Below are 15,478 nucleotides of genomic sequence, written 5' to 3'. Positions count from 1 at the left end.
AAGCGTCTCACCTAAAGCCTGTCCTGTTTTAAGGGAGTCCTGTGGGAACGTGGGGGTGGAATTCCCCTGCCTGACCCGATTAGCCTTCATTGGACAAAAAAATAACTTATGACTACAAATAAACGCACATGGAAATATTGGACTGGAAGGACTTTGCTGGCATTGCTTGTTATTGGAGGTGTTTGGATAACCAATCTCATTTGGTTTAAACCCTTTAGCATTAACCATTTCTATGAAAAGGTCTTCATAGAAATACTAGTCAACAGCCCGGAATTAACCACTCAACTCGGTGTTCCTATCCTTTACGATTTGTATAAAGATGATTTAGATGATATTTCTGACGATAGACTATGGGAGAATTTTAAAAAGGATAAAGAGAATTACGAGACCTTACTAAGGTATAATTTTGACAAGCAATCATCAGATAATCAGCTCAACACCCAAATTTTAGGATATTATATGAAGGTGAACAGTGTAGAAAGAGAGCCTTTCTTCTATTACGATTATCCTGTCAACCAAATGTTTGGTGTACAAAGTGGTTTACCAAGCATGATGGTCAGTTCCCATAAACTCAATAATGCCAAAGACATTAAAGCCTATATCACACGGCTGTCGAAATTCGACATCAAATTTTCCCAGCTCTTAGAAAACCTTTCAATAAGAGAATCGAAAGGTATAATACTGCCCCGATTTATAATCAGCATTCTACTTGATGAAATGAGAGGGTTTGTTGGCCTGACGGCAGACTCTCTGGCCAATCGATCAGCAGTACCAATGGCTGCTGTAAAATCAAATGTTCTTTATACCAACTTTGTAACCAAAGTAGATGCGATAAGTGATATTCCGGAAGAGCAAAAAAACGATTATAAGAATCAAGTAGCTGAGACGATTGAAAATACGGTATTTCCGGCATACCAACGTCTTATCGATTATTTTGAAAACCTATATTTAAAAGCTACCAATGATGCAGGTGTTTGGAAATTTCCCAATGGTGAAAACTATTATAAATACATGCTTAAAGTACACACTACAACCGATTTAAGTCCTGAGGAGGTGTACAATATTGGGCTTTCGGAAGTAGAAAGAATCAAAGAGGAGATGAATGCAATTCTTCAAGGCGAAGGATATGCGGATTCTACGAAAACCATTGGTGAGATTATTCAAGCATTAAGTAAAGAGGAACGATTTGTATTTCCAAACAATGAGGAGGGGCGTCAAATGATAATTGCCGAATACAATCGAATTTTAGATGAAATTGGTAATGGTATTGGTGATGTATTTGACCTTTTCCCCAAAGCAGGTTTAGATGTAAAGCGGGTTCCGGAATTTAAAGAAGAAGGTACTGCATTCGCTTATTACGAGCCACCTGCAATGGATGGTTCACGCGGTGGTATCTTTTACACTAATTTAAGAGCACCTCAAGACATTGTGAAATACGGAATGAAAACCTTGGCCTATCATGAAGGTATACCCGGTCATCATTTTCAAATTGGGATACAGTATGAATTGGAGGGCTTACCGACATTCAGAACTGTTATTCCTTTCACTGCTTATGCCGAAGGATGGGCGCTCTATACAGAGCAATTGGCTTGGGAACTAGGCTTCTACGAAAACGATCCATTCGGCAACTTGGGAAGGTTGCAAGCTGAAATGTTTAGGGCTGTGCGATTGGTGGTGGATGTCGGAATACATTATAAAAAGTGGACACGAGAAGAAGCCATTGATTACATGGTTTCTCATACCGGTGATCCAACCAAGCAAGTCATCACAGAGATAGAACGTTATATTGTTATGCCCGGCCAAGCCTGCGCATACAAGGTAGGGATGATGAAAATACTTGAATTAAGAGAAAGAGCAAAGCAAAAACTAGGGGATAAATTTGATTTGCGGGAATTTCACACTACCGTTTTAGAAAACGGAGCCATTCCTTTAGCTATTTTGGAGGATATTATTAACGATTATATTAGTCGTACTTTAAAAAAGAACAGTAACTAACCTTTAAAAAACAAGTGAAATATCTGCAAACGAAGGCTAATCGTGTAGACGGCCCCGCCAGATTCCTCTGACGGGGAGCGCCTCACACTCCACTCCCGATAGCCATCGAGGATACGGGTCTCCCCGAAGCAAGGTTAGGCTTATCAAATATATTCCTCTCAGTGAAGAAGTGCCTTGGAGTTGAACCACTTCGTGGTTCTGGGGTTTGGGGGTGGTGCCCCAATTCCCCGGGTTTCGCCCGGGGTTATTGTTGTTTGACCCTTTCAGGGTCATGGGTCGAAACCAAGTGACTCGTCCTGAAAAAAGTTCACAGATTTAAATTTTATTCATTGTTAGTCCTTTCACAAATTTACAGGGTGTCCCATTCGATAAAATCCACTGTTTCTCGAAATTTGTAATTTCGAGAACAGATAAAGCGGATTTGTAATCCGCAGTTTGCACATCTTCGTGAAAATATTTTGGATTTCGGAGCCTCTACTTTTCTAGAACATTGCTTCATCAGATCTTGATCTGGGGGATTACCGATCCCGAACATCGGCACAGCGGCTACTTAAAATCTATCCCTCTTCCAGGGCAAAAACAACGATTCGATCTTTCCCCCTCCTGTTTTAGGAGGGGGATAAAAGGGGGTGGTGGAGACAAGGCGGAGGCAATGATCAACCTTTCGAAGCCTACCATTTTTCACCCACCATCCCTCAACCCGAAACAAGGTTAGGCTTATCAAATATATTCCTCTCAGTGAAGAAGTGCCTTGGAGTTGAACCACTCCGTGGTTCTGGGCTTTTGGGATGGTATCCCAATTCCCCGGGTTTCGCCCGGCGTTATTATTGTTTGACCCTTTCAGGGTCATGGGTCGAAACCAAGATTGACTCGTCCTGAAAAAAGTTTACAAATTTAAATTTTATTCATTGTTAGTCCTGCCACAAATTTACAGGGTGCCCCATTCGATAAAATCCACTGTTTCTCGAAATTTGTAATTTCGAGAACAGATAAAGCGGATTTGTAATCCGCAGTTTGCACATCTTTGTGAAAATATTTTGGATTTCGGAGCCTCTACTTTTCTAGAACATTGCTTCATCAGATCTTGTTCTGGGGGATTACCGATCCCGAACTGCGGCACAGCGGCTTCTTAAAATCTATCCCTCTTCCGGGGCAAAAACAACGATTCGATTTTTCCCCCTCCTGTTTTAGGAGGGGGAAAAAGGGGGTGGTGGAGACAACTCGGCGGTAATTGTCAACCTTTCGAAGCCTACCATTATTCGCCCACCATCCCTCAGCCCGAAGCAAGGTTAGGCTTATCAAAATATATTCCTCTCAGTGAAGAAGTGCCTTGGAGTTGAACCACTTCGTGGTTCTGGGCTTTTGGGATGGTATCCCAATTCCCCGGGTTTCGCCCGGGGTTATTGTTGTTTGACCCTTTCAGGGTCATGGGTCGAAACCAAGTGACTCGTCCTGAAAAAAGTTTACAGATTTAAATTTTATTCATTGTTAGTCCTGTCACAAATTTACAGGGTGCCCCAATCGATAAAATCCACTGTTCTCGAAATTTGTAATTTCGAGAACAGATAAAGCGGATTTGTAATCCGCAGTCTGCACATCTTCGAGAAAATATTTTGGATTTCGGAGCCTCTACTTTTTTAGAACATTGCTTCATCAGATCTTGTTCTGGGGGATTACCGATCCCGAACAGCGGCACAGCGGCTTCTTAAAATCTATCCCTCTTCCAGGGCAAAAACAACGATTCGATCTTTCCCCCTCCTGTTTTAGGAGGGGGATAAAAGGGGGTGGTGAAAACAAGGCGGAGGCAATGATCAACCTTTCGAAGCCTACCATTTTTCACCCACCATCCCTAAGCCCGAAGTAAGGTTAGGCTTATCAAATATATTCCTCTCAGTGAAGAAGTGCCTTGGAGTTGAACCACTCCGTGGTTCTCGGGTTTGGGGGTGCTGCCCCAATTACCCGGGTGTCATGGTCAGTTTTCTGGTTTGCTAACAATTTAGTCGTTTGGAAGAAGCGTGGAAGAAAAACGAAAAACACAAAAGCGTAATCCTTGATAAATATGCATTTGAATTAAAATCCGATGGCGTAGCAAGTTAGATCATTGGCATACTTTTCAATCACATTGTCTCTTTTGGATCAATTTTTGATAATAAAAAATTTAATAATTACAATTTTCACCTGAATACATATAAATGTCAAATAATATTTTAAAATTAATCCTTAATGGATAATAAGCAACAAAAGAAAGTAATCAGAAAAGTTGTCGAGCTGAACCAAGAATTAGAAAACTATTTCAGAAATACGGTAATACCCCAGTTGTTTGTGGATTCCGATTTAATTCTCCGGAAATTCACCCCTCCAGCGATGAAACATTTTCGATTGACCGATTCTGATATTGGCAGGCCAATCAGTGAGGCAACCAATAGGATCAGGTTTCCCACAATCATAGATAACATACAGGAGGTAATTGAATCCAATCAGGATTTGGAAAAGGAAATTCAGACCACGGACCTTAAATGGTACCAGATGAATATACTTCCCTATATTGTACAAGAAAGCGCCAAGACAAATGGTGTGATCATCACCTTTATAGATATATCCCCTCGTATTGAAATCCTCAAACAATATGAGAGGCTTAACAAGAATCACGAAACAGTCATTTTTGCGCTGTCCCACGACCTAAAAGGCCCAATAGGAAATATCAATGGCTTAATATACCTGTTAAGGAATAACCCAGAAAATGATAGCATTGATTCAGATACACTGTTGGAATCGTTGAGCGTATCTGTGGGGAAGTTAATGAAAACTATAGAAGACCTCACCGAAAGCATTAAGGACAATTCAGACCTGCCTTTGGATGCCGAGCGGGTAAACATTCAGCATATAGTGGAAGATGTTAGGATTGGCTTAAGCGATCAAATATTTAAATCCAAAGCAAAAATCAATGCTGATTACCAAGTGACGGAATTTAACCTTTCCCGAAAACATATCAGAAGTATTGTTTATAACCTTATCAACAATGCCATCAAATTCAGTGAAAGGAATGGCGAGCCAGAAATTTGGATCACAACCGAAGACAAAAATGATAGCCTCCTCCTGACTGTACGTGATAATGGGCCGGGGATAAAAAGGGAAAACCACGAGATGATCTTTTTACCACGAATGAGATTAAACAAAGATGTAGAAGGTACCGGGACAGGACTATTTATCGTGAAAAGAATGGTGGAAGAACTGGGAGGAAAAATTGAGGTAGAAAGTACCCCGGGTAAAGGATCTATTTTCAGGGTTTTTTTCAGAAAGGAGCCCGCCAGTTCGGAAAAACCAATGAAACTACCCAAAATAGCATACACCTGACAAAGGGAACATCCCCATTTGTAGCCCCTCTTCGTGATGGAAAAGCGGATTGGGAGAAATCAACACCATCACTCTACTTTCCAGGTGATTTCCACCTTCTGCCTGCCCCACTCTCTGGCAAGCCCCACATTTTCGCCCATATAGATGTCAATCTTCTTGGTCCAGCGCCTGTTCATTTTATCCAGCACCTTGTATTTTCCAGGTAGGCCCTTTATGCTCACTTCGGCACCGTGTTCGATTCCCTCTTCTGCCAGCAAATCCCTGGAAACCGCGATGGCTTTCATCCCAGGCTCCAGTTTGTCTCCCCAGGCGGTAGTCGTAGGGTCTCCTTTTTTGGTCTGATTTTCCACTGAATTATAGGCAGTAGCTGTTACCTCCATGGTTTTGGTTTCGGCACAAGATGCCAGAAATAGGAGGGGCAGGATGCATATAAGATATAAATTATTGATAAAATGATTCATGAGTTGTCGCATGTTGTTAGCAAGCATTCCGGGAATTGGCAGAACAAACCGTTTCAATTATTATGGAAGGCAGGAAGGGTAGAGAGAAAGCCAAAGACCTCTATTGTTTTTTAGGTGTGGTAAAGAGAAAGTTTAAAGTATTGATTGCCTTACGGTTATGTAACCGAAAAATAAAGCCTTTGGTTCATGCTGGCAGGATATGTTAGTATATAGACGGCATCCCAATCCCTTAATAAAAATTACTTTTTGCTTGCGGATGCTTGTTTTTTGAGCCAATCTGCTGTCTCTTTAAGGTATGCTTCGCGATTGGAGCCGCTCATGGATAATGCGACTTGAATAGACTGAAGAAACGTTTCTATCCTCTCGGCTTTTACCTCATCGGACGCGATTTTAGTGAGGATGGTTTTTTCGAGTTCCTTAAGCATAAGAGTACCACCACCAGCCATAAGGCCCACGAGCGACGAGAGCGTCCCAAGAACACCACTTTCCCTAAATAACGCAAGATAAGCTCCTATTGCAATGAGAAGAAAAGTGAATATGATCCCACTGACACGAAGACGCATGGCTGTTTCCGCACGCCGTTCACCACGCTCAATCGTGTTTGTAAGTTTTACCTGGCTACGCTCGAACATTTCCTGACTTCGGCGGAGGAAGGCCTCTTGGGCGGCAAGCTCCAAAGAGGCCTGCTGTGTGATCGTTTTCGGTGGCAATAAGGGTTCAGGCACTTTTTCGGAACCCTCCCCTCTTAGAAGGTCAGGCTGTGAAGTTGTCGGTTCGATAGGGGAGGGGGTTGACGAAAGTGCTTCTTTTCCTTTTGAGTTCTGGCCATCGGCAATAGCATGTTTATTAGCTTCGCGGGCGGCTTGCGCAATAAGCTCCTCCGGTGTTTCGAAATACTGAAGAAGCATCTTCTCAAACTCCTCAATCCATTGCGCTAATGGTGGCACCAATTTGGCAGTCCAATTAAGTATTATGAGAAATAACTTTTTATTTGGATTTGGACTAGCATAACCTCTTCCTAACGACTTTGGCATGACAAGTGGCATAACTACTAAATAGGCTGCCAATTTGCAGTCTATCACTCGTTACCGTTTTGATTGAAAATTGATTTTTAACTTTTTATTGAAAATATCGTTTTTGGCTTATATTAACCGTGTTTTTAGTTAATTTATGATCTTAAGTTATGAAAAATAAAAATAAACGAAATAAAATCCAAGAAAAATTTTTTTGGTAGGATAAAGATCCAAACCAGTTCGACATGACAACCGCGGTACAGAATAGCCTTGTTTGTTGGATCATAGCATATCTCGTTTACTTTAGTGAAAAGCAACTGATTTTGTTGTCTAGTTTAGCGAACGCAATTTCCATGTCCGGAGGTTACCTCGGTGTCAATATTAGGGGGCATGTAAGTTGGCACCTCTACTGGTTTCAGGTATTCGATGCATTGTCATTTGGAGATGTGATATCCTCCTTGATCAAAACCTTCTTCTTTGGGTTTGCTATTGGAATAGTAGGTTGCTAAAAGGGTTTTACCTTAGCAAAGGGAACAGAGGGAGTTGGCAGATCAGTATCCATAGCTGTTCATGAGACGAATTGTTTAGGTTGACTTAAAGTAGGAAGGAGACAGTCTTGAAGAAACGACTGAGATCCTCTATGAAAATACCACAAAGCTGAATGCAAATGAAATCCATTGGGGACTACTTTCAGATTCTATATTGATGAGGGATATCAGGGTTGCGGTAAGCAAACTCAAACTTGCCGCTTCCAAAGCAGTCGCTATGGCAGATACAGGGAATCAATTCTTGGCCGACATGATGGAAGGGAAGGGGGTGGTCCAAAAACTGTTTACAGATACTGAGCTTGCTGATAAATTATCGTATTCCATTGAAAGAATTAGCGAATCCGGCAATCAGGCTGCGGGAATTGTCAGTCAAATCGATACGCTAATTGATAGTCTGGAAGCAGGGGAGGGAACAATCGGGTTACTGCTTAAAGTACCTTCATTCCGAGAAGAACTTTCAAACAGCAGACTGAATCTGGTGATGAGTACAGAGAGGTTCAATGAGAATTTGGAGGCTATGAGAAGAAACTTTTTGTTTAGGAGACTTGAGAAGGAAAGGGGTAGGGAACCTGAATAACAACAAAAGGTTTTAATCGACCCTATAGTAAAGGAAATAAATCTGTCGTCAATTTTTAAAAAGGTACCTTAACATAATTCGTAAAAAACCGTACATTAAAAAAGTCATTTTCCTCTTCCCTAAATACACTGTTTTATGATCAAAATAGGATTAATTGGTTGTGGTATGATTGCGGAATATGGACATATACCAGCAATACAAAAAGTAACAGGGTTACAACTTTATGCCCTTTATGACCGAGACTTTGCTAGGGCTACCCACCTGCAACACCAATTTCATATCCCTCATGCATACCCAACGGAAGATGCTTTTTTTTCGTCGGGTATTGATGCGGTTGTGATTTGCACACCGGCTCCCATTCACTTTAAAAATGTAATGGATGCAGCCAAGTATGGCAAGCATGTATTATGCGAAAAGCCCCTGGGCATGAATGTGGAAGAAATGCTGGAAATGGAAAAAGTGATGAAAGAAGCCGGGTTAATGTTGTTTACGGGCTTCAATTACAGGTTCAGCCAAAGCGCCAAGGATATCCACTGGCTAGTGAAAGAAAAGGCAATTGGAGAGGTTAGGCTATTACGTCTTGTTTATAACTGGCACCTACACGGGAAGTGGCATTGGAACGAAAATGGAGAAAGAGTGGATACCTCGCTGCGCGTCGGAAGGATGGAGGAAGGGGGACCTATGGTTGATTGCGGGGTTCATCAGATCGACCTGGCCCGTTGGTGGTTAAATTCCGAAGTAGAGTGGCAGCATGGAATAGGTGTCTGGCTTGATAACTACGAAGCTCCCGACCACATGTACCTTCACATGGCCCACAGTTGCGGAGCGCATACCATGGTGGAGATGAGCTTTTCTTACAACACTACCTCCAAAGAACCCCGCACCCACTTTCAATATGAAATAATCGGCACCGATGGAGTGATAAGGTACAACAGAGAAGAGCATTCCTTTGAGCTTAGAAACTCCCATGGCACCCAACATCTGCCCTGGCATCCCGAAAAGAGTTTTACAGGGATGTATGTTGAGCTGTTGAAAGCTTTGCAAAATGGTACGCCCGGAGACATGCCAACGGCAGAGGATGGCATCAGGGCAACAAAAATAGCCAAGGCCGCAACTGACCAGGCAATCAGGGAGCGAGATAAGCCCAGTAAAGGGTGTCCTTCTACCAAAGTTAGGGCTGAGCAGGGTAGGCTTCACAAGGAGGAAGTTCCTATGGATTTTCTAGAGGAGATAGAAGAATATAAAGGGGAGGGTAAGTAAGCAATAGCCAGCACAGCGTTTAAAACAGTTCCTACTTACAATCAAGATATATTGGAAGTAGAATTTAAAAAAGTGGTTAAGTCGTATGCAGCACTTTTTGAAAGATTTGAACTAAAAATGTACTCCCTGCTATGAAATTTGGCCTTGACAATTCAACCCTTCAAAAAATTCAAGTTGTGTTTGAGAAGTACCGGGAAATAGAAGAGGTCCTAACCTATGGCTCCAGGGCCAAAGGAAATTACCGTGAGGGTTCTGATATTGATATTGCATTAAAAGGTGAAAAATTAACCCATAACCTGCTTTCTTCCATTGAGCAGGACATTGATGAACTGAACACGCCTTATCTGTTTGATATTTCCATTTATCACCTGCTCAAGTCCCCATCTTTGGTTGGTCATATTGAACGGGTGGGGAAAGTTTTTTATAAGCATAAAGAAAAAGTCTGAACTGTAAATGGCAGCTATTCCACTATTATAAGGCTATCCCACTTCTCAAACAGCACATCACTGGTGCGTCCGCTGGAGGCTTTGAAACCTGAAACCGTTCCGTCTTCATTCCGCACAAAGTGAACCGATGTAAGAGGAAATTCCGAGCTGAAGAAATCCTTAGCTCCGGGTCTTGGCTGATCTGATAGTTCCTCAGGAACAGTGTGCTATCTTTCATCACAACAGTGTATAGCGTTTCGATCTCCTCCCTGTAAAACCGTCCTACATATTCCGACATTTGGTCTGTTTCTAATTTACACTCGATCTTCCTTGCGATATGGTTTCCGTTTCCGAACTATGCTCGATATAAAATCCAAATCCCCCGATAGGAATCAGCCCATTCCATAAAATAGAACTCCAAAACCCCCGGCTTTAGCCCATAAAATTGCAGCCATCATTGTTTAATAAATGTCTTTAAACTAGATACCGAGACCTCACTTTGGGGTTTGAAATCATCCGAATTCATATAATTCTCTAAACTTACCCTTAGCTGTTTGGCCACCAAACGCTTATCCAGATCAGTAGCCAAGTCAATGGACGAAAAAATCAGCCTTCCTTCACCTACCTTTGCCTCAAACAAGGTGCTCAGTGACCGGTTGGTTACGAAATTGTCCACCCCCCGAATCAATGGAGTCACTTCATATGATTATATTAGCGAGAGTCCTCGGAAACAAGTTCCCTGAAACAAGTTCAGGAAAGCCTAGGGCAGGCTTCCCCGACCTGCGGTAGGGGGCAGGCTACCTGCTGACGGTTTACCTGCCGAAGGCATGGCAGTCAGGTATAACCGCTGAAAAGAAATTATAAACACATGAAAAAAGCTAGTAAAACCCAGAAGCCTGAAAAATTTTCTAAGGTTGTTGTAATAGGTACATCGGCAGGAGGGCTTTTCGCAATAAAAAAACTAATCAGTCAATTGCGAAATGACTTCCCGCTTCCGATATTGGTTGTCCATCATGTTTCTCCTGATGCTACAGGAAATGTATTCTTAGATGAGCTAAATGCGTTAAATACCGTAAAATGTCAGCATGCAAAATCCGGGAATAACTTGAAATCCGGGCATTTATATATGGCACCATCAGACCATCACCTGATGATTGGAGAAGACTTAAAAATACTGGTGACCAAAGGAGCACAGGAAAACAGGTATCGTCCTGCAATTGATCCGTTGTTTCGATCCGCGGCGGTAAGGTTTGGAACTGGTGTTATCGGGATATTACTGACGGGTTATCTTGATGATGGAACGGCAGGAATGAAAGCCATTAAAAGCTGTGGAGGAACTTGTATTGTGCAGGACCCTGATGAAGCTGATTATCCGGCTATGCCAAAAAATGCCTTGAATAATGTAAAGGTAGATTATTGTCTGCCTATATCTGAAATAGGCCCCTTGCTTTACCAGCTTATTCAACAGAAATTGCGAAAAAGCATGCCTGTTCCGAAAGATGTTACAATAGAGGCTAAAATTGCCGAACGGGTTTTAAGCGATTTGTCTTCAGTTAATAAACTGGGCGATCAGGTTCCCTTTAACTGTCCGGGTTGTGGTGGTGTTTTATGGAAAGTGAAAAAGGACAGCAGCTCACGGTTTCGTTGCCATACCGGGCACGCATACACGGAAGCTTCCCTTTTGGCTGAACAGACAAAAAAAATCGAAGAAACTATGTGGACTGCATTGCGGATGTTTGAGGAACGTAAGAATTTGCTGACTGAAATGGCACAGGGAAAAAAAGGTGTTGGTTCTCGATCAGCCATTGAAAGGGCAAAAATGTCCCAGGTTCATATTGACCGGATAAGAGCAATCCTGAATACAACGAATAATGAAGGTGAGGAGGAGATACCAAGCTGACGAAAAGGCTGAAATTAAAAATTTTAAAAGAAACTGACTTTCTTCAGTCTTTATCCACCTTCACATCCTTGAACATAAAGGGATTTTCGCTAATTCTCAATGGCTTGCCGCTCTCAGTGGTCACATTCCTGAGAATGACTTCCTTGGTTCTGATATAGGGGAATTTCTCCTCGTAGGAATCGTCTTTCATATCCGGATTGAAATTCCCGAAAATGGCTGGCCCTTGGTAGTCTTCGGGATGATTGGAGTCATCGATATGGAGAGATTGTATGGTGATCCTTTCCGGCATGTAGCTAGTGTACCCAAAATCATGTTGCCCTTTATTGGAACCGTTGATCAAGGTGGCACTCGTCGTTTTGCCAGCAGCAGGTACGAATTTACAGTTCCGGATAACGATTTCACCTTGCCAAGTGCTACCATAGTCCGAGCGCAGGTTGATAAGGCTTCTTCCATAAACGGTGGACCCCTCCAAGGTAAACGTTCCACTCCCAATGGCATTTATTCCCTGATGCCCCAAGGTGGAGTTACGGATGGTGGCATTGGCAACCCCCATGTGGGCATCAAACCTTGAAAACGTGCATTGATCTAACAGCAGGTTTTTGCAGTAGTTGGAACCCATGATTCCCCAGTAATCACTGTCATTGATGTCGTTTGTCTGGCTGCTGTTTACAAATGACACATTGAGAGCCCGGCTAAGGGAAATGTCATAGCTGCCCATGGAGACGGGAACCCCAGCTGAACCTATGGTCCTATACGTTTTGCGTCCGGTAAGGACGGAATTCTGTACTGTCACATAAGCACAGTCGCTAATGGAGAGAAACCCCCCATAAGGCGCCCCATGCTCTCCTTCACCGGTGACATGGTGTTCCACCCCATCCACAAGTACATTGGAACGCCTGATCGCAATACCTCTGCTGTAATACGTGTACTTTGATTCGGCCTTGTTGGCGATGGTGGTAAAATGCCCTCCCGTAAGGGTCAAAGTTTTTTCATCAAGGGGGAGGGCGCTGATATCCGTAATTTCATCAAAGTCCCAAATGATTGGGGCGTCGCCATCCACATTGCCGTCCTTGTCTGCGATGAACACATCTGTTTGAGAGGATCCCTTATTTTGGTTTGGGCCAAAGCGAATATACCGTTTCACATTGGAATTGGTAACGGAAATAAGGCATGGACCCGGCAGGGATACCTCGATTTTCTCTTGGTTCCTCTTAAGGGAAGTAACCCCTTCAAGCTCGAAGGATTGCTTACTGGAACTCACCAGAAAAACGGGTGAGCTACGGTTTTCAACTTCCGTATCGTCAATGATAAAGAAGGCTTTACCAAAATCGGTGTCGGTCTTTATGACGGCCGTGCGGTCCTTCCCTCCAATAAAATACGAGGCACCCTCCTTGGCTTTCACGGGGAGGCCTTCTTGGTTGGCGTAGGCATGCGCCGCAGCGATGGCGTCGATATCATCTGTTTTGCCGTCACCTTTGGCGCCGAATTCACCATAGTGAACTACCCCACTTGTTTTAAATTTTTCGGCATCCTTGTTGGACACATTGATAACAAGTTTTCCGCCTTCATCGGTGCTTACCTGGGTTTTTTGACTGTTGAGGGTTATCTCTACATTTTCATTCGGGTTGTTTTCTTGTCCCTGAACCCTTCCTAAAACCCCAATAAATACAATGAAAAATATAAACCAGTAGTTCATTCCTCTTCGTGTCAATTCCGTCATGCTTGATGTCATTTCCTATAAATTTTTAATCCAATTCCTACTAAATCCCTAAGGAAGGAGCCGTGTTCTTTTTTCAAAGGGTAAGCTAGCCGTTTTCACCGATCCTGGCAAGGGGAATTCTATTGGAGGTAGTAATAACTAGGGTTGTGGTTCATTGCCAGTTTCATTGCCGTGAAAGTTCAGAAAACACCTATGGATACTGCTTTCTCAGCAATGGTAAATGGATCCACCTGTCCAACAGTAGTTGTTGGGACACCCCACCCATTATAACCAATGATTATGAAGGGACCTGGAAAATGGATGGAGATATGCTTACATTTTCAGCCGACTTTTGGAGAGGTTCGCCAACTCAGGGATGCAAATTCACGAGTACTTCGGGAAATACCTTAGAAGTAGAGGTGATTTGCAGGGATTTGCAAATGAGGGAAGGACCTATCAAAGGGAACACTTTAGGTAAGCACCTTCTTGTTTTTATATTATTAAAGATGAGCTGAGTAGTATAGGTAGAGCTAGTTATCTTATCCGAAAAAATGATAGCATTTTTCAGGATGCTTACCTTTATGGATTTGAAATAAAAGATAGGAATGTTTTTATAGGGTTGAGAAAATACATTGGAGTCCCACCCAAATTGTTTTGAATTTGAATCCTTCAAATTCTAGGAAGGTACTTTATATAGAAAGGTTGATTATTTCCTTGGGAATTATCTATTTTAGAAGTTTGAAATATAGTTGTCAGTAACAGGTATTAATAAGATGAGTAAAAAAGATTTGCCCAAAAAGAAAAATGCAAGGAGGGATTTCCTCAAAACATCCACCACCGCCCTGGCCGGATTTTACATAGTTCCTAGGCATGTATTGGGAGGCCCGGGTTTCAAGGCTCCCAGTGACAAGTTGGTAATTGCCGGTATAGGAGTAGGGGGGAAGGGATATAGTGATATCAAAAATTTCTACGAAAGTGGGAATGCAGAGATCGCGGTCCTCTGTGATGTGGATGACGAACGTGCCAAGCGCAGTAGAGAGGACTATCCCAAAGCCAAATACTACCGGGACTACCGGGAGATGTTGGACAAGGAACATAAAGGCATAGACGCGGTATCGGTGTCAGGCCCTGACCATAACCATGCCGTGCAGGCATTGGCGGCCATGCAGCTAGGCAAACATGTGTATGTGCAGAAACCCCTCACCAAGGACATCTATGAGGCCCGGATGATGACTGAGGCAGCTGATAAATACAAACTGGTTACTCAAATGGGAAACCAGGGAGCATCTGGGGAAGGGGTCAGAAAAATGATGGAATGGTACAAAGCCGGCATCATTGGAGAAGCCACCAGGGTTTGGACCTGGACGGATAGGCCCGTGTGGCCACAGGGTGTGCCCTGGCCTGAATCCAAAGCCAAAAAAGCCCCCAAACATTTTGATTGGGATCTTTGGTTGGGAACAGCCCCCAAAAAACCATATACAGAAAACATACATCCTTTCAACTGGAGAGGTTGGTGGGATTATGGTACCGGGGCACTGGGGGATATGGCTTGCCATATCATGGAGCCAGCTTACAGGGTCTTGGACCTGGGATATCCTACAGAGGCGGAATGTAGCGTAGGGTCTGTGTATGTGGATGAATTTAAGCGGGGCTATTTTCCGGAGAGTTGTCCTCCTTCCTCTCATATTACACTGAGGTTTGACAGGCCGAATGGCAGTAAGTTGACCTTCCATTGGATGGATGGTGGCATCAAACCCACCCGGCCTGAGGAATTGGGACCTGATGAACCTATGGGGGATGGAGGCAATGGGGTAATTATAGAAGGCACTCGTGGAAAAATGATGTGTGATACTTATGGAAGAAACCCCAGGCTTTTGCCTTCTTCCCTAAATGAAAGCATTAGTGTTCCAGAGAGCTTGCCTCGTGTAGAAGGTGGAATTCCCGGCCATTATGCTCAATGGGTCAACGCCTGTATCGCAGGCCATGGCAGCAAAGAATACCATGAGCTAAGCTCTCCTTTCTCCATTGCCGGACCACTTACCGAAACGGTGCTGATGGGGAATTTGGCCATAAGAAGCTATGACTACAGAGAGGAAAGGGCCGATGGAAAAGGCTACAACTACCCTGGTAGGGACATCAAGCTACTATGGGACGGCAAAAACATGAAAATCACGAACTTCGAACCTGCCAACCAATTTATAAAGCGGGAATACCCTGTGGGTTTTGAACTTCCTAAGGTATAAACG

12 protein-coding genes are annotated in these 15,478 nt (G+C 43.2%); 8 read left to right on the top strand and 4 right to left on the bottom strand.

The features are described from left to right. Positions 1-108 precede the first annotated feature (108 nt). Both DB520_RS14745 and DB520_RS14730 read left to right on the top strand, forming a co-directional pair. On the top strand, positions 109-1,995 hold the full coding sequence (locus DB520_RS14745) for a DUF885 domain-containing protein (RefSeq protein ID WP_114750480.1): 1,887 nt from the start codon (positions 109-111) through the stop codon (positions 1,993-1,995). A 2,223-nt stretch (positions 1,996-4,218) separates the two neighbouring features. Then, the gene (locus DB520_RS14730) at positions 4,219-5,349 is read left to right on the top strand and encodes a sensor histidine kinase (protein WP_114750477.1); all 1,131 of its coding nucleotides are present in this window, start codon (positions 4,219-4,221) and stop codon (positions 5,347-5,349) included. Positions 5,350-5,417: 68 nt separating this feature from the next. Here the strand turns inward: DB520_RS14730 and DB520_RS14725 are convergent, their stop codons facing one another. Together DB520_RS14725 and DB520_RS14720 are read right to left on the bottom strand one after the other, a co-directional pair. After that, a complete protein-coding gene (locus DB520_RS14725) occupies positions 5,418-5,729 on the bottom strand; it encodes a 3D domain-containing protein (protein ID WP_232834995.1) in 312 nt (103 codons plus the stop codon). A gap of 320 nt (positions 5,730-6,049) precedes the next feature. Then, entirely contained in the window at positions 6,050-6,844 is a 795-nt protein-coding gene (locus DB520_RS14720; protein WP_157972094.1) for a hypothetical protein, read from the bottom strand. Between the two features lie 224 nt (positions 6,845-7,068). On the opposite strand from DB520_RS14720, the gene DB520_RS14715 reads away from it, so the two are divergent. From DB520_RS14715 to DB520_RS14700, 4 genes are all read left to right on the top strand, one after another. Beyond that, complete coding sequence (locus DB520_RS14715) at positions 7,069-7,332, top strand: ABC transporter permease (protein WP_232834994.1); 264 nt, start codon at positions 7,069-7,071, stop codon at positions 7,330-7,332. A 196-nt stretch (positions 7,333-7,528) separates the two neighbouring features. Further along, a complete protein-coding gene (locus tag DB520_RS14710; protein ID WP_114750474.1) occupies positions 7,529-7,948 on the top strand; it encodes a hypothetical protein in 420 nt (139 codons plus the stop codon). Positions 7,949-8,083: 135 nt separating this feature from the next. Beyond that, entirely contained in the window at positions 8,084-9,208 is a 1,125-nt protein-coding gene (locus DB520_RS14705) for a Gfo/Idh/MocA family protein (RefSeq protein WP_114750473.1), read from the top strand. Positions 9,209-9,339: 131 nt separating this feature from the next. Further along, on the top strand, positions 9,340-9,654 hold the full coding sequence (locus tag DB520_RS14700) for a nucleotidyltransferase domain-containing protein (protein WP_114750472.1): 315 nt from the start codon (positions 9,340-9,342) through the stop codon (positions 9,652-9,654). A gap of 433 nt (positions 9,655-10,087) precedes the next feature. Here DB520_RS14700 and DB520_RS14695 read toward each other — a convergent pair whose 3' ends face one another. Beyond that, entirely contained in the window at positions 10,088-10,330 is a 243-nt protein-coding gene (locus tag DB520_RS14695; RefSeq protein ID WP_157972093.1) for a hypothetical protein, read from the bottom strand. Between the two features lie 171 nt (positions 10,331-10,501). Here DB520_RS14695 and DB520_RS14690 point away from each other — a divergent pair, with 171 nt between their 5' ends. Further along, positions 10,502-11,533 (top strand): chemotaxis protein CheB, encoded by a 1,032-nt coding sequence (locus DB520_RS14690; RefSeq protein ID WP_114750470.1) that lies wholly within the window; start codon positions 10,502-10,504, stop codon positions 11,531-11,533. Positions 11,534-11,576: 43 nt separating this feature from the next. Here the strand turns inward: DB520_RS14690 and DB520_RS14685 are convergent, their stop codons facing one another. Next, entirely contained in the window at positions 11,577-13,229 is a 1,653-nt protein-coding gene (locus tag DB520_RS14685; protein WP_114750602.1) for a hypothetical protein, read from the bottom strand. A 776-nt stretch (positions 13,230-14,005) separates the two neighbouring features. Here DB520_RS14685 and DB520_RS14675 point away from each other — a divergent pair. Further along, complete coding sequence (locus DB520_RS14675; RefSeq protein WP_114750468.1) at positions 14,006-15,475, top strand: Gfo/Idh/MocA family protein; 1,470 nt, start codon at positions 14,006-14,008, stop codon at positions 15,473-15,475. Positions 15,476-15,478: the final 3 nt, after the last annotated feature.

The organism is Pleomorphovibrio marinus (assembly GCF_003347495.1).
Lineage (GTDB): Bacteria > Bacteroidota > Bacteroidia > Cytophagales > Cyclobacteriaceae > Pleomorphovibrio > Pleomorphovibrio marinus.
Note: the sequence above shows the minus strand (reverse complement) of the source record. Positions and strands in the feature narration are given on the sequence as shown.

Bases quoted from the DNA above. Each gene is read 5' to 3' on its own strand.
- DB520_RS14715 (WP_232834994.1), top strand. From the start codon at position 7,069: ATGACAACCGCGGTACAGAATAGCCTTGTTTGTTGGATCATAGCATAT.
- DB520_RS14685 (WP_114750602.1), bottom strand. From the start codon at position 13,229: ATGAACTACTGGTTTATATTTTTCATTGTATTTATTGGGGTTTTAGGA.
- DB520_RS14720 (WP_157972094.1), bottom strand. From the start codon at position 6,844: ATGCCAAAGTCGTTAGGAAGAGGTTATGCTAGTCCAAATCCAAATAAA.
- DB520_RS14705 (WP_114750473.1), top strand. From the start codon at position 8,084: ATGATCAAAATAGGATTAATTGGTTGTGGTATGATTGCGGAATATGGA.
- DB520_RS14675 (WP_114750468.1), top strand. From the start codon at position 14,006: ATGAGTAAAAAAGATTTGCCCAAAAAGAAAAATGCAAGGAGGGATTTC.
- DB520_RS14690 (WP_114750470.1), top strand. From the start codon at position 10,502: ATGAAAAAAGCTAGTAAAACCCAGAAGCCTGAAAAATTTTCTAAGGTT.
- DB520_RS14710 (WP_114750474.1), top strand. From the start codon at position 7,529: ATGAGGGATATCAGGGTTGCGGTAAGCAAACTCAAACTTGCCGCTTCC.
- DB520_RS14745 (WP_114750480.1), top strand. From the start codon at position 109: ATGACTACAAATAAACGCACATGGAAATATTGGACTGGAAGGACTTTG.
- DB520_RS14700 (WP_114750472.1), top strand. From the start codon at position 9,340: ATGAAATTTGGCCTTGACAATTCAACCCTTCAAAAAATTCAAGTTGTG.
- DB520_RS14725 (WP_232834995.1), bottom strand. From the start codon at position 5,729: ATGGAGGTAACAGCTACTGCCTATAATTCAGTGGAAAATCAGACCAAA.
- DB520_RS14730 (WP_114750477.1), top strand. From the start codon at position 4,219: ATGGATAATAAGCAACAAAAGAAAGTAATCAGAAAAGTTGTCGAGCTG.